This is a genomic window from Actinomyces israelii, assembly GCF_030253495.1.
Classification (GTDB): domain Bacteria; phylum Actinomycetota; class Actinomycetes; order Actinomycetales; family Actinomycetaceae; genus Actinomyces; species Actinomyces israelii.
Genome location: NZ_CP124548.1, coordinates 1483155 through 1496976 on the forward strand (window position 1 = coordinate 1483155; position 13822 = coordinate 1496976).

10 protein-coding genes are annotated in these 13822 nt (G+C 70.9%); 9 read left to right on the forward strand and 1 reads right to left on the reverse strand.

Annotated features, from left to right (window positions below):
* Positions 1–775: 775 nt before the first annotated feature.
* The 9 genes from pheS to AIF0345_RS06120 all read left to right on the forward strand — a co-directional run bounded on the left by pheS (position 776) and on the right by AIF0345_RS06120 (position 11689).
* Positions 776–1861: a phenylalanine--tRNA ligase subunit alpha gene (pheS, locus tag AIF0345_RS06080; protein ID WP_285297646.1), complete on the forward strand. Its 1086-nt coding sequence runs from the start codon at positions 776–778 to the stop codon at positions 1859–1861.
* A gap of 1 nt (position 1862) precedes the next feature.
* Positions 1863–4526: a phenylalanine--tRNA ligase subunit beta gene (gene pheT / locus AIF0345_RS06085; protein WP_285297648.1), complete on the forward strand. Its 2664-nt coding sequence runs from the start codon at positions 1863–1865 to the stop codon at positions 4524–4526.
* A 101-nt stretch (positions 4527–4627) separates the two neighbouring features.
* Positions 4628–5122, forward strand: coding sequence for a flavodoxin domain-containing protein (locus tag AIF0345_RS06090; RefSeq protein ID WP_043563907.1), 495 nt, complete (start codon positions 4628–4630; stop codon positions 5120–5122).
* Between the two features lie 143 nt (positions 5123–5265).
* The gene (argC, locus tag AIF0345_RS06095) at positions 5266–6384 is read left to right on the forward strand and encodes an N-acetyl-gamma-glutamyl-phosphate reductase (protein ID WP_285297650.1); all 1119 of its coding nucleotides are present in this window, start codon (positions 5266–5268) and stop codon (positions 6382–6384) included.
* Entirely contained in the window at positions 6381–7574 is a 1194-nt protein-coding gene (gene argJ, locus AIF0345_RS06100; RefSeq protein WP_268916714.1) for a bifunctional glutamate N-acetyltransferase/amino-acid acetyltransferase ArgJ, read from the forward strand. Before argC ends, argJ begins: the two co-directional genes overlap by 4 nt.
* On the forward strand, positions 7571–8536 hold the full coding sequence (argB, locus tag AIF0345_RS06105) for an acetylglutamate kinase (RefSeq protein WP_285297652.1): 966 nt from the start codon (positions 7571–7573) through the stop codon (positions 8534–8536). Before argJ ends, argB begins: the two co-directional genes overlap by 4 nt.
* The gene (locus tag AIF0345_RS06110; protein WP_285297654.1) at positions 8533–9807 is read left to right on the forward strand and encodes an acetylornithine transaminase; all 1275 of its coding nucleotides are present in this window, start codon (positions 8533–8535) and stop codon (positions 9805–9807) included. The genes argB and AIF0345_RS06110 overlap by 4 nt, the downstream gene beginning before the upstream one ends.
* Positions 9804–10397, forward strand: a complete 594-nt coding sequence (locus tag AIF0345_RS06115; RefSeq protein ID WP_285297657.1) for an arginine repressor — start codon at positions 9804–9806, stop codon at positions 10395–10397. Before AIF0345_RS06110 ends, AIF0345_RS06115 begins: the two co-directional genes overlap by 4 nt.
* 68 nt (positions 10398–10465) lie before the next feature.
* Positions 10466–11689, forward strand: a complete 1224-nt coding sequence (locus AIF0345_RS06120; protein WP_043563896.1) for an argininosuccinate synthase — start codon at positions 10466–10468, stop codon at positions 11687–11689.
* A gap of 254 nt (positions 11690–11943) precedes the next feature.
* Here the strand turns inward: AIF0345_RS06120 and AIF0345_RS06125 are convergent, their stop codons facing one another.
* Entirely contained in the window at positions 11944–13791 is a 1848-nt protein-coding gene (locus AIF0345_RS06125; RefSeq protein ID WP_285297659.1) for a variant leucine-rich repeat-containing protein, read from the reverse strand.
* Between the last annotated feature and the right edge of the window lie 31 nt (positions 13792–13822).

Sequence of the window (13822 nt, forward strand, 5' to 3'; positions counted from 1 at the left end):
GGGGCGATGAGAAGGGCGCCGATCCTCGAGGACAACGACCGGCCGGCTCGCGGTGATGATCTCGTTCCTTCCGGCTCGTCGTGACGTCATAAGCGGCCTCACTGCTGGCGACCGGGCCGGATGATAATCGTCGCCGCCAGGCGCGTGAGGGCGCATGTACATGCGCGGCCTCCGGGTTGTCGTGCTGGCGGGTGAGACCGGAAGCAGGGCGTCCGGCGTGGGCAATCGCTCACCGTGCTGGCGCGCCGAGTCTAGTCGATTGATTTCGCCGGGGCGCGGGCCAGGCGGGGGCACTCGGTCATCAACCGGTGTTGACGACGTCAATGTACCTTCGTCACGTGAACGTACGTTGACGTCGAGGCCCGTCGGGTCCACCCGCACGTCGTCTGCGTCAATCGTCTGAGTGAGGCCCGGCCCGGCGGTGTCGCGGACGCGACGTCGTGCGCAAGACCGGGGTTCCGGCGTCCTCGCCCTCGCCCCGGCCGTCTGCCGCTCCCCCCTCGTGCACGGGCTCACGGACGCCAGCGTTGACGACGCCGTTGACCGCGACGCCGCTCCTCCTCTTGTGCGCGGGCTCACAGGGCTCGCCCATTCAGAGGGGCGAGCGTTGAGTGGCCAGAGCCTCGCCGGCGCGGAGGCCGGCCGCAGCGACTCCGCAGCGACGCCGTCGGTCCCGCGGTTAAGGCGCCGGCGACTCGATTTCGAGCGCCCGCCGCGCACAGACTATTCTAAGCGCGGATACCGATCACCGCCCCGATCGTCGGAAGGCTCCCGGATGACTGACACTGCCGGCGCGCTGTCGCCGCTGGATGAAACGGGCGTCAACGCCCTCGTCGAGAAGGGGCTGGCCGCTATTGCCGCCGCCGACGACCTGCCCGCCCTGAAGGAGGCTCGTCTGGCCTTCACCGGCGACGCCTCCGCCCTGGCCGGCGCCGGCCGCGGTATCGGGGCGCTCGACAGGGCCGACAGGCCCGCCGCCGGCAGGCTCCTCGGCTCCGCCCGCGGCCGGCTGACCAAGGCCCTGGCCGAGCGCCAGAGCGTTCTCGAGGCCGAGGCCGAGGCGCGGATGCTCGCCACCGAGGCCGTCGACGTCACTGTCCCCACGGCGCGCACGGCCGCCGGCGCGCGGCATCCCCTCGACGTGCTGGTCGATGAGGTCACGGACCACTTCGTCGCCATGGGCTGGTCCATCGCCGAGGGCCCCGAGCTGGAGCACGAGTGGTTCGACTTCGACGCCCTCAACTTCGACGCCGACCATCCGGCCCGCCAGATGCAGGACACCTTCTACGTCGACGGCGCCTCGGTGGGCGCCGTCGACGGTGAGCCCGTCAACCTCGTGCTGCGCACCCACACGTCCCCGGTGCAGGCCCGCGCCATGCTCGCTGCTGAGCCGCCCATCTACGTCGCCTGCCCCGGCAAGGTCTTCCGCTCCGACGAGCTCGACCAGACCCATACCCCTGTCTTCCACCAGGTCGAGGGCCTGGCCGTGGACAGGAATCTGACCATGGCCCACCTCAAGGGCACGCTCGACCACTTCGCCCGCGCCATGTTCGGCCCCGAGGCGCGCACGCGCCTGCGCCCTTCCTTCTTCCCCTTCACCGAGCCGAGCGCCGAGATGGACCTGTGGTTCCCCTTCAAGAAGGGCGGGCCCGGCTGGATCGAGTGGGGCGGCTGCGGCATGGTCAACCCCAATGTGCTCATCGCCTGCGGCATCGACCCCGAGGCCTACACCGGCTTCGCCTTCGGCATGGGTCTGGAGCGCACCCTCATGCTGCGTCACGGCATCGCCGACATGCACGACATTGTCGAGGGCGACGTCCGCTTCTCCCAGCAGTTCGGCACCACCGGAAAGGGAATCTGACATGCCCTACGTCCCCATCGAGTGGCTTCGCGAGCACGTCGACGTCCCCTCCGGCACCACGGCCGCCCGGCTGGCGGCCGACCTGGTCAAGGTGGGCATTGAGGAGGAGCGGATCGTCCCGCCGGCCGTCACCGGCCCGCTCGTCGTCGGCAGGGTGCTCACCCGCGAGGCCAAGAAGCACACCAACGGCAAGGTCATCAACTACTGCCGCGTCGATGTCGGGGAGTACAACGACGCCCCCGGCACCGGCAAGGAGCCCTCCGAGCTGCCCAGCCGCGGCATCGTGTGCGGCGCCCACAACTTCGACGTCGGCGACTCGGTCGTCGTCTGCCTGCCCGGCGCCGTCCTGCCCGGCGACTTCGCCATCTCCGCCCGCAAGACCTACGGGCACGTCTCCGACGGCATGATCTGCTCCGAGCGCGAGCTCGGCCTGGGCGCCGACCACGACGGCATTATCGTGCTCTCCCAGTGGCTGGCGGCACACGGCCGGGGCGGCGAGGAGCCGCCCGCTCCCGGAACCGACGCGATCCCTCTGCTCGGCCTGGGCGAGGAGGTCCTGGAGGTCAACATCACCCCCGACCGCGGCTACTGCTTCTCCATGCGCGGGATCGCCCGCGAGTACTCCCACGCCACCGGGGCCCGCTTCACCGACCCGGCCGACGCTGCCGACGCGGCCCTGTATCCTCACGGCGTCGCCCCCGCCGGCGACTCCGGCTTCGAGGTGCGCATCCCCGACGACCCGTCGCCTGTCCGCGGCCGCCCCGGCGCGGATCGCTACGTCGCCCGCATTGTGCGGGGCATCGACCCCACGGCGCCGAGCCCGAAGTGGATGCGCGACCGGCTGACGGCCGCGGGCATGCGGCCGATCAGCCTGGCCGTGGACATCACCAACTACGTCATGCTCGACCTGGGCCAGCCCCTGCACGCCTTCGATCTGGCCAAGCTGCACGCCCCGATCGTCGTGCGCCGCGCCGCGGTGGGGGAGACCCTCGCCTTCCTCGACGACGTCACCCGCACCCTGGATGCCGCGGACCTGGTTATCTCCGACTCCCCGGATGGGCCGGGCTCGCGCGCCCTGGTGCTCGCCGGCGTCTTCGGCGGCGCCGACACCGAGGTCGACGCGCGCACCACCGACATCCTCATCGAGGCCGCCCACTTCGACCCGGTCTCGATCGCCCGCTCGGCCCGCCGCCACAGGCTCCCCACCGAGTCCTCCAAGCGCAACGAGCGCGGCGTGGACACTGAGCTGGCCCCCGTGGCCGCGCAGCGGGCGGTCGACCTGCTCGTGGAGTACGGCGGCGGCACGGCCGACCCGGTGGCCACCGACGTGAACCGCACCACGGCGCCCCGGCCGATCATCGTCCGTGCCGATACCGCTGAACGCCTCACGGGCGTCGCCTACGGCACCGAGCGGGTCGTCGGGCTCCTGGAGGCCATCGGCTGCGCCGTGGAGCCCGCGGGCGACGACGGGGCCGCCAGGGCCGGACGCGAGCTGCTCGCCGTCACCCCGCCCACATGGCGGCCTGACCTGGTCGGCCCCGCCCACTTCGCCGAGGAGATCGCCCGCCTCGACGGCTACGACAGCATTCCTGTCGTCGTGCCCGCCGCGCCGGCCGGAACCGGCCTGACGCCGCGCCAGCAGGCGCGCCGCGAGGTGGTGCGGGCCCTGGCCGACGCCGGCCTCACCCAGGTGCTGTCCTACCCCTTCATCGGCGACGTGCACGACGCCCTGGAGATCCCGGCCGACGACCCGCGCCGCCGGGCGGTGCGCCTGGCCAACCCCCTGGCCGAGGACGCGCCGTGGCTGCGCACCAGCGTGCTCGACTCCCTGGCGGAGGTCGCCCGCCGCAACGTCTCGCGCGGACTGGATGACCTGGCCGTCTACGAGGTCGGCTCCGTCACCCTCCCGGCCGGCACCGTCCCCGCCGCGATCCCCGGCGTGGACCGGCGCCCCACCGACGAGGAGGTCGCCGCGCTTGAGGCAGGCATCCCCGCCCAGCCCACCCACCTGGGTGCCGTGCTGGTCGGCGACCGCGTCCGCCCGGGGGTGCTCGGCGAGGGGCGCGCCTGGGACTGGGCCGACGCCGTCGAGGTCGTGCGTCTGGTGGCTCGCACCCTGGGAGTGGCCGTCGAGGTGGCCGCCCCCGCGCGGCCCTGCGCCCCCTGGCACCCCGGGCGCACCGCCGAGGTGCGTCTGCCGGGCGCCCGCCGCGGCCGGAATGTCCTGCCCGGGGCGCTCGTCGGGTACGCCGGCGAGCTCCACCCGCGGGCGGCCCGCGCGCTCGGGCTGCCCGGGCGCGCCTGCGCCGTCGAGATCGACCTGGAGCCCCTGCTGGAGGCCGTCGAGGCCGCCGGCGTGCTCCAGGTGCGGGCGGTCTCGACCTTCCCCGCCGGCAAGGAGGACATTGCGCTCGTTGTCGATGAGGCGGTCACGGCCGCTGCGGTCGAGGCGGTCATCCGCGAGGCCGCAGGCGACCTTGCCGAGGAGGTGCGCCTGTTCGACATCTTCCGCGGGCCCCAGCTGGGCGAGGGGCGCAAGTCACTGGCCTTCTCCCTGCGCCTGCGCGCGGCCGACAGGACTCTGAGGGCCGAGGATCTGGCGGCCGTGCGGGGGCGCGTGGTCAAGCGCGCCGCCAAGCGCCTGGGCGCCGAGCTGCGGGCCTGAGCGCCGTCCGCGATCGCCGCGCAGTGTGTGGCGGTCATCACCTTTGGGTGTGGTGTCGTGACTTGCACACGGGGCTCGCCATAAGTCGCAATACTTGCCCCATGAAGATCCTTCTCACCTCTTCTTCCCGCCACGGCACGACCGACGAGGTCGCAGCCGTGATCGCCGAGCAGCTGCGCGCCGCCGGGCTCGACGTCGTCCAGGCCCGTCCCGAGGACGTCGCCGACGTCGAGGGCTACGACGCCTTCGTCCTGGGCAGCGCCGTGTACATGACGCGCTGGACCGACGAGGCCGTGGACTTCACCCGTCGCTTCTCCGGCGCTCTGCGCAGCCACCCCGTATGGGCCTTCTCGGTGGGGCTGTCCGGCCTGCCCAAGGGCAAGATCGCCGACCCCAACCGCATCGGCCCGGTTCTGCTGTCCATCGAGCCGGAGGACCACATCACCTTTTCCGGCCGCTTCGACCCCGGCTCGCTGAACGTGCGTGAGCGCACCATCGCCCGTCTTGGTGGCGCCACCGAGGGCGACTTCCTCGACCTCGACGCCGTGCGCGCCTGGGGCGCCTCCATCGCGGCCACCCTGTGCAACAGCCTGTGAGCCGGTTGGCGTGACCCGGGCTGCCCGTACCGGACGCCGCATCATCCTGAACCGCATGTGAGCAGGGCCTATGTGAGCAAGGCTACGGCGCAGCGAAGCCGCCCAGGATCGTATTTCTATGCATAGCGTCGTATTGTCCTGGCATGACGTGGACAGCAGCAGTCGCCGGCGCAACCGGGTACGCCGGTGGTGAGGTCCTCCGCCTTCTTGCGGCTCACCCGGACATTCAGATCGGCGCCGTCACGGCGAACTCCTCCGCGGGGGACCGGCTCGGCACACACCACCCCCACCTCGTGCCTCTGGCGGACAGGACCGTGGAGCCCACCGACGTCGGCCGCCTCGCCGGGCACGACGTCGTCGTCCTCGCCCTGCCCCACGGAGCCTCGGGAGCCGTCACCGCGGCCATCCAGGACGCCGTGGCCGCAGGCGACTGGGGCGGCCCGCCGCCCGTCCTGGTCGACTGCGGGGCCGACCACCGCCTGACCGACGCCGACGCCTGGGCTCGCTTCTACGGCACGCCGTACGCCGGGGCGTGGACCTACGGCATGCCCGAGCTCCTCCACGCCGAGGAGACCGCCGCCGCCGCCCAGCGCCGCGAGCTGGCCTCCACCCGCCGCATCGCCGTCCCCGGCTGCAACGTCACCGCGGTCACCCTCGCGGCGCAGCCTGGCGTCGCCGCAGGCCTGATCGAGCCCTCCCAGCTCACGGCCGTTCTCGCCGTCGGCTACTCCGGCGCGGGCAAGTCCCTCAAGCCGCACCTGACCGCGGCCGAGGCGCTCGGCAGCGCCCGGCCCTACGCCGTGGGCGGCACCCACCGCCACATTCCAGAGATCATCCAGAACCTGTGCGTGGCGGGAGCCGACGCCGATGGCGTGCGACTGTCCTTCACCCCGGTGCTGGTGCCCATGAGCCGCGGCATCCTGGCCACCGTCACCGCCCCGGTGACCGACATCGTCCTGGACTGCGAGCACCCCGACGAGGTCCTCCGCAGCGCCTGGCACTCCTGCTACGGCTCCTTCGGCGAGGGGGAACGGGTCGTCCATCTCCTTGCGGAGGGGGTCTGGCCGACCAGCGGGGCCGTGGCCGGATCCGGCCTGGCCACCGTGCAGGTCGCCTACGACCGCGCCGCGGGCGCGGCCATCATGATGTGCGCCATCGACAACCTCGGCAAGGGCACGGCCAGCGCGGCTGTGCAGTCCCTCAACCTCGCCCTGGGCCTGCCCGAGACCACGGGCGTCATCGTGGAAGGAGTCGCCCCATGAGCGTCACCGCAGCCAAGGGATTCCGCGCAGCCGGCATAAGGGCCGGGCTCAAGCACTCAGGCAAGCCCGACCTGGCCCTGGTCGTCAACGACGGTCCGCTGGATGTGGCCGCTGGGGTCTTCACCACCAACCGGTTCATCGCCGCGCCCGCCGTGTGGTCGCGCGAGGTCATCGCCGGGAGGCACGGCCGCCCCGGCAGCGCCCGCGCCGTCATCGTCAACTCCGGCTCCGCCAACGCCTGCACCGGAGCCCGGGGGGTCGCCGACGCGGCCGCCACCGCCGAGCACCTCGCCGGTCTCCTGGACGCAGACGCCGGGGAGATCCTGGTGTGCTCCACCGGCGTGATCGGCGTGCCGATCGACATGCCGGTCCTCCTGGAGGGGGCCGGGGCGGCGATGCGCGTCCTGGCGGCCTCCCAGCGGGCGGGGCACGACGCCGCCGAGGCGATCATGACCACCGACACCGTGCCCAAGGAGGATGCGGTCACGGTCGCCGGCGCCGACGGCGCCTGGACGATCGGCGGGATGATCAAGGGTGTCGGCATGCTCGCCCCCGGCATGGCCACCATGCTGTGCTTCATCACCACCGACGCCGTCGTGGACGCGACCGCCGCCCAGCGCGCCGTGTCGGCGGCCGCAGCGCGCACGGTCAACCGCATCAGCTCCGACGGCTGCATGTCGACCAACGACACCGTCCTCCTCATGGCCTCGGGCGCCTCCGGCGTCACCCCCGAGCCCGGGGCCTTCGACGACGCCGTCGCCGAGGTCCTCGCCCGGCTCGGCCGCCGTCTGGTGGCCGACGCCGAGGGCGCCACCCACGACATCGCCATCACCGTGACCGGGGCGGTCAGCGAGGCCGCCGCCGAGGCCGCCGCCCGCACGGTGTCCTCCTCCAACCTCCTGAAGTGCGCCGTGGCTGGCGGTGACGCCAACTGGGGGCGCGTCGTGTCCCAGCTGGGGGCCGTGCCCGCGGACGTGTGCCCCTTCGACCCCGACCAGGTCGACGTCGCCATCAACGGCGTCACGATCTTCCGTCACGGCAGCCCGGGGGCGAGCCGGGAGACGGTGGACATGAGCGCCCGCGAGACCCGCATCAACATCGACCTGTCCGCCGGTGACGCCCGCGCCACCGTGTGGACCAACGACCTGACCCACGGCTACGTCACGATTAACGGGGACTACACGACATGACCGACTCGACAAGCTCGACGGGCTCGACGCGTTCAGACGCCGGCCCCGCCCTGCCCCCGGAGGTCAAGGCCTCCGTCCTCCTGGAGGCCGTGCCCTGGCTGCGCACCTACAAGGGCGCCACCATGGTCATCAAGTACGGCGGGAACGCCATGGTGGACGAGGATCTCAAACGGGCCTTCGCCCAGGACGTCCTCTTCCTGTACCAGGTCGGTGTGCGCCCCGTCGTCGTCCACGGCGGCGGCCCCCAGATCAACACCATGCTCAAGCGCCTGGGTATCGGCTCGGAGTTCCGCGGCGGCCTGCGGGTGACCACCCCCGAGGTCATGGACGTGGTCCGCATGGTGCTCACCGGCTCCGTGCAGCGCGAGCTCGTCTCCCTGCTCAACATCGACGGCACCGCGGCGGTGGGCATCAGCGGGGAGGACGGGGGCCTGCTGCGGGCCCGCCAGCGTCAGGCCACGGTGGACGGCCAAAGCGTGGACGTGGGTCTGGTGGGCGACGTCGTCGACGTACGGCCCGAGCCCATCATCGACCTGCTCGACCAGGGGCGGATCCCCGTCATCTCCTCGGTGGCGCCCCTGGTGACCGATTCGGTCACGGTCCTCAACGTCAATGCCGATACCGCTGCCGCGGCCATCGCCGTTGCCCTGAGGGCCCGCACCCTGCTCATGCTCACCGACGTCGAGGGGCTCTACTCCGCCTGGCCGGATCGCGGCTCCCTGGTCCCCTTCATCAGCGCGCACGCGCTCGAGGCGCTCCTGCCCACTCTGGAGACCGGGATGATCCCCAAGATGGAGGCCTGCCTGCGGGCCGTGCACGGGGGAGTGGGGCAGGCCCATGTTGTCGACGGGCGTCAGGCGCACAGCATGCTCCTGGAGATCGTCACCGATCAGGGCGTGGGCACCGTCATCCACCCGGGCGACGCCCCGATCCCACCGCTGAACGGAGGCAGAAAGCTATGACCGCATCATCCGCTGAGGCCGCTGGACCCGCTGAACAGCTTCACGCGCGGGCGGACTCCAACCGGGAGTGGCTGCAGCGCTACACCGGCGCCATCATGAACACCTTCGGCACGCCGGCGCGCGTCCTCGTGCGCGGGCGCGGTGCCCATGTGTGGGACGCCGATGGCGCCGAGTACATCGACCTGCTCGCCGGCATCGCCGTGGACTGCCTGGGTCATGCTCATCCAGCGATCGTGGCGGCCGTGACCGACCAGATCTCGACCCTGGGCCACATCTCGAACTTCTTCGCCTCGCCGGCCCAGGTGAGCCTGGCGGAGGAGCTCGACGCGCTCGTCTTCCCCTCCGCCCGCCCGGGCGCGTCCAAGGTCTTTCTCGCCAACTCCGGCACCGAGGCCAACGAGGCCGCCTTCAAGATCGCCCGCCGTCACGGGGGCTCGGCCAGGCCGCGCATACTCGCTCTGGAGAGCGCCTTCCACGGCCGTACCATGGGCGCCCTGGCGCTGACTCACAAGGCCGCCTACCGGGAGCCCTTCGAGCCGCTGCCCGGAGGCGTGGAGTTCATTCCCGCCGGCGACGTCGATGCGCTGCGGGCGGCCCTGGGCTCCGATGTCGCGGCGCTGTTCGTCGAGCCGATCCAGGGCGAGGCGGGTGTGCGCGAGCTGCCGGCCGGCTATCTCGAGGCGGCCCGCGAGCTGACCTCGGCCGCGGGTGCTCTGCTCATGATCGACGAGGTCCAGACCGGCATGGGACGCACCGGCGCCTGGATGGCCCACCACCTGCTCGCCCCGGGCGTCACGCCGGACGTCGTCACCCTGGCCAAGGGGCTGGGCGGGGGCGTGCCCATCGGCGCGGCCATCGCCGTCGGGCCGGCCGCCGAGCTCCTCGGACCCGGGCAGCACGGCACCACCTTCGGCGGCAACCCTGTCGCCGCGGCCGCCGCGCTGGCTGTCATCAGCACCATTCGCGACCAGGGCCTGCTCAGGCGCGTGAGCGAGCTCGGCGAGCGCTGGGCCGCCTCCCTGGGAGCGCTGGACGCCGTCATCGAGGTCCGCGGGCGCGGCCTGCTGCGCGGTCTCGGCCTGGCCGACGGTGTTGGACCGGCCGCACAGGTGGTCGAGGATCTGGCTCAGCGGGGCTTCATCATCAACGCTCCCCGTACGGACACACTGCGGCTGGCTCCGCCCTTCATCCTGTCCGACGCCGACGCCGACGCCTTCACCGGGGCGCTGTCCGAGGTCCTGGCCAGACGGCTTCAGCGGGGGGCGCCATGAGCCGACCGCAGACCTACCCTGCGGCCGATGAGATCGTGGCGGCCGGTGCGCCGTCGCCCGCCACCAAGACGGCCCGTCAGGGTCTCATCGTCCAGATCCTGGGCAAGGAGCGCATCCGCTCGCAGGCCGAGCTGCGCCGCGCCCTGGCCGACCGCGGGGTGTCCACCACCCAGGCCACGCTCTCACGCGACCTCGTCGAGCTGCGGGCCACCAAGATGCGCGGTCCCGGCGGCGTCCAGGTCTATGCGATACCCGAGGCGGGCGCGCCCGGTCAGGTCCGCCCCAGCATGCCCGGCCCGGCCACCTCCGACGACGAGTCGTCCATAGCCGATCACACGACCTCGCGCCTGACACGCTGGTGCGCGGACCTGCTGGTGACCGCCGAGTGGGCCGGCAACCAGGTGGTCCTGCGCACGCCCGCGGGTGCCGCTCAGCTGCTGGCGGGCGCCGTCGACGACGCCATGCTGCCCGGGATCCTGGGCTGCATCGCGGGGGACGACACCGTCCTGGTCGTCACCCGGTCCAAGGACGTCGCCAGCGGCCTGGCCGCGCATCTGCTGTCCCTGGCGGAGCCCGGCGCTCGACGCTGAGTCGAGGCCGCACCAATTCCTGGTCCCACACGCTGCTTCGGCAGCACCACCCAGAAAAGAGAAGACACATGAGTGCTCACAAGGACCGCGTTGTCCTCGCCTACTCCGGGGGTCTCGATACCTCTGTGGCCATCGGCTGGATCGGCGAGCAGACAGGGCGAGAGGTTGTCACGGTCGCCGTCGATGTCGGCCAGGGTGGAGAGGACCTCGATGTGATCCGCCGACGTGCGCTGGACTGCGGCGCCGTTGAGGCCTATGTGGCGGATGCGCGCGAGGAGTTCGCTGAGGAGTACTGCATGCCCGCCCTGAAGGCCAACGCCCTGTACGAGGGCATCTACCCGCTGGTGTCCGCCCTGTCCCGTCCCGTCATCGCCAAGCACCTGGTCAAGGTCGCCCGCGAGTTCGGCGCCACCACCGTCGCTCACGGCTGCACCGGTAAGGGCAACGATCAGGTCCGGTTCGAGGTCGCCATCACCTCCATGGCTCCCGACATGGACTGCATCTCCCCGGTGCGCGATCTGGCCCTGACCCGTGACGTCGCGATCGACTACGCCGAGCGCCACAACCTGCCCATCGAGACCACCAAGCACAACCCCTTCTCCATCGACCAGAACGTGTGGGGGCGCGCCATCGAGACCGGGTTCCTGGAGGACCTGTGGAATGCACCGACCAAGGACGTCTACGTCTATACCGATGACCCGACCTACCCGCCGCTGCCCGACGAGGTCGTCATCACCTTCGAGCGCGGCACCCCGGTGGCCATCGACGGCAAGAAGGTCACGCCGCTGGAGGCCATCCAGGAGCTCAACCGCCGGGCGGGCGCCCAGGGCGTCGGCCGTATCGACATGGTTGAGGACCGGCTGGTCGGCATCAAGTCCCGCGAGATCTACGAGGCTCCCGGAGCCGTTGCTCTCATCGAGGCCCATCAGGCGCTGGAGTCGGTGACCCTGGAGCGTCTTCAGCATCGCTACAAGCGGCAGATGGAACAGGCCTGGAGCGACCTGGTCTACGAGGCGCAGTGGTACTCCCCGCTCAAGCGGTCCATGGACGCCTTCATCGAGGACACCCAGAAGTACGTCTCCGGAGACATCCGCATGGTGCTGCACGGTGGGCGCGCCACGGTCAACGGCCGGCGCTCCGAGTCGGGTCTCTACGACTTCAACCTGGCGACCTATGAGACCGGCGACACCTTCGACCAGTCCTCCTCGCGCGGCTTCATCGAGATCTTCGGCATGCAGTCCAAACTCGCCGCCGCCCGGGACGCGCGCATGGGGGAGGGTGCCGGGTTCTGAGACCGGCGCTTCCCAAGAGGCGGCCCGACCCGGCGCTATGCCCCCGGACTCAATCATCTGGATGAGTGAGTCCGGGGGCCTGTCTCTGCACGACCGTGCGAGGGGCGAGGAGACCCGACCGCTCCCTTAAACCGATCGTGAGCCGGAGATCCACCCTACCGATCCCGACGCGGGTTTCTACCGATCTCGGCGAGGGGAGGGGTCGCAGGCCCGCCGAAGCCCGGTGGAGTCACGCATCTGGGGAGAAGACGCGTCTACTGCGCGGGGATGTAGCAGGAGAGGGTCTTGTCCTTGGAGACGAGCAGACGGGTCGGGGATCCCGCATGGCTCTTGACATTGCCCGCGCTGGGCAGGCTTCCGCGCACGCTCTGGAACAGTGGAGAGAGCATCGGTGTCGATGAGGGAGTCTCCCAGAGATGTTTCCCGGTAGAGACGTCGACGAGGGCCGTGACCTTGTTCCCCTCAGAGGTGGAGGAACAGTCGATAAATCCCGATCCGTCCGCCAGGATGTTCGCGGTGAGGTTCCACTTCTTCTCTGTGGAATCGTATCCCAGGTTGAGCAGGGGCTCGACCGCGCCGTCGTCGTTCCAACGGATGCAGCCGGTCCCGTACGGGACGAACGCAACGCCGTTCTCCGCAACGACGGCCTCCAGCCCGCTGAACTCCGCCAATGACTGCTGCACGACCTCGAGCGAGGGCACGCCATTGAACCTGATGCCTGTGCAGTTGCTGTCCTGCTCCCATTGCGGCTCTCCGGCGAAGCTGAAGGCATGAGCAGTCAGGACACCAGGCTTCGAGACGGTGCTGGTCAGGACGACGACCCCGTCTGCGGCCAGGATCATCCAGCCCTTGTCCTTGCCGTCCTCGAACGCGGGCAATGCCGCCACGATTTCTCCTGTGGATGTGCTCACGAGACTCGGAGTGAGCTCGCGCTGCTCATCCTGCGATGAAGTGCTGGAGGCCCGGTAACCAATGAGGATGTCCGGCTGCAATGGATCGAAGAAGGCGTTGGTGTAGGACTCGGATGTGCGCCAGAGCTCGTTCCCCTGACGATCGATCGCGGTTAGGGCCCCCGCTGTCTTGTTCTCCTCGCCCGGCGGCACCTCCAGAAGGAGAGCGGAGTCGTCGTCCACCGCCCCCAGGAACAGGGACGACGATGCGTTCCAGGGGACAGGGGTCACCTCTCCGCTGTGGGGATCGATGACCATGTCCTTCCGCATGGGCGACTCGCCCCACCATGATGTCCACACGCTGAATCGGCTCGGATCGCGCTGGTCGTCCTTGCTCCAGCTCGACAGCGGAACCTCGACGGGACTCCCGGGGCCGGAGTCGTCAAGTGGGTAGACGCGGTAGGCTGCGGGCTGCTCGTCTGTGCTCTGAGCGTAGAACTCGCCGAACAGATAGTCTCCCGCGGGGGATACGCTCTGACCCGCGAATGAGGCAATCGACCACGCCTGCGCAACGCCCCCGATGAACCGTCCGGACATTGCGGATACGGAGAAGCTCCGCTGCTCATCCGGAAATGCTGCTGGGGCGGCATTCTTCGGGCGTTGGGACAGCCTCCACGCGCCGACACCCGTCAGGGCTCCGACAACGGCAATGCCGATGCCAATGGGAAGTGCCTTGGTCACAGACCGGCGTCGCACACCTGACGGCGCCGGGTCCGCGCCGGGCTGGTCCGGCTGCTGGTCGGCCTCGGCCGGGGGCTGGTCGGCTTCGGCCGGGGGCTGGTCGGCCTTGGCCGGGGGCTGGTCCGGCTGCTGGTCGGCCTTGGCCGACGACTGCGGCTTGCCCGGAGCCTCTCCGGGCCGAGCCGACTGCTGGGAGACGGCGCCCGGCTCATCCGAGGGCCCGGTGTCGTCTGCCTGGTCCTCGGCATCCGCCTCCGCCTGGACCCGCGGATACGAGGTGGTTGTGGCGCTCTGCGTCGCGATCCAGTTGGTGAGCGCTCGGAAGCAGCGGGGATGCTCGAGGATGGCAGGGTGCAGGTCGGGACGCCGCGTGGCGATCCGTGCCAGCTCACCGGCGGGAGTATCGGGATTGCGCAGCGCTTCGGCATCAAGGTCCGGCTGCGATTGAGAAGAGGATGGGGTGTGGGTCACAGCCAGGAGGGTAGCGCAGATCCCGTGCTCG

Bases quoted from the DNA above. Each gene is read 5' to 3' on its own strand.
- pheS (WP_285297646.1), top strand. From the start codon at position 776: ATGACTGACACTGCCGGCGCGCTGTCGCCGCTGGATGAAACGGGCGTC.
- pheT (WP_285297648.1), top strand. From the start codon at position 1,863: ATGCCCTACGTCCCCATCGAGTGGCTTCGCGAGCACGTCGACGTCCCC.
- AIF0345_RS06090 (WP_043563907.1), top strand. From the start codon at position 4,628: ATGAAGATCCTTCTCACCTCTTCTTCCCGCCACGGCACGACCGACGAG.
- argC (WP_285297650.1), top strand. From the start codon at position 5,266: ATGACGTGGACAGCAGCAGTCGCCGGCGCAACCGGGTACGCCGGTGGT.
- argJ (WP_268916714.1), top strand. From the start codon at position 6,381: ATGAGCGTCACCGCAGCCAAGGGATTCCGCGCAGCCGGCATAAGGGCC.
- argB (WP_285297652.1), top strand. From the start codon at position 7,571: ATGACCGACTCGACAAGCTCGACGGGCTCGACGCGTTCAGACGCCGGC.
- AIF0345_RS06110 (WP_285297654.1), top strand. From the start codon at position 8,533: ATGACCGCATCATCCGCTGAGGCCGCTGGACCCGCTGAACAGCTTCAC.
- AIF0345_RS06115 (WP_285297657.1), top strand. From the start codon at position 9,804: ATGAGCCGACCGCAGACCTACCCTGCGGCCGATGAGATCGTGGCGGCC.
- AIF0345_RS06120 (WP_043563896.1), top strand. From the start codon at position 10,466: ATGAGTGCTCACAAGGACCGCGTTGTCCTCGCCTACTCCGGGGGTCTC.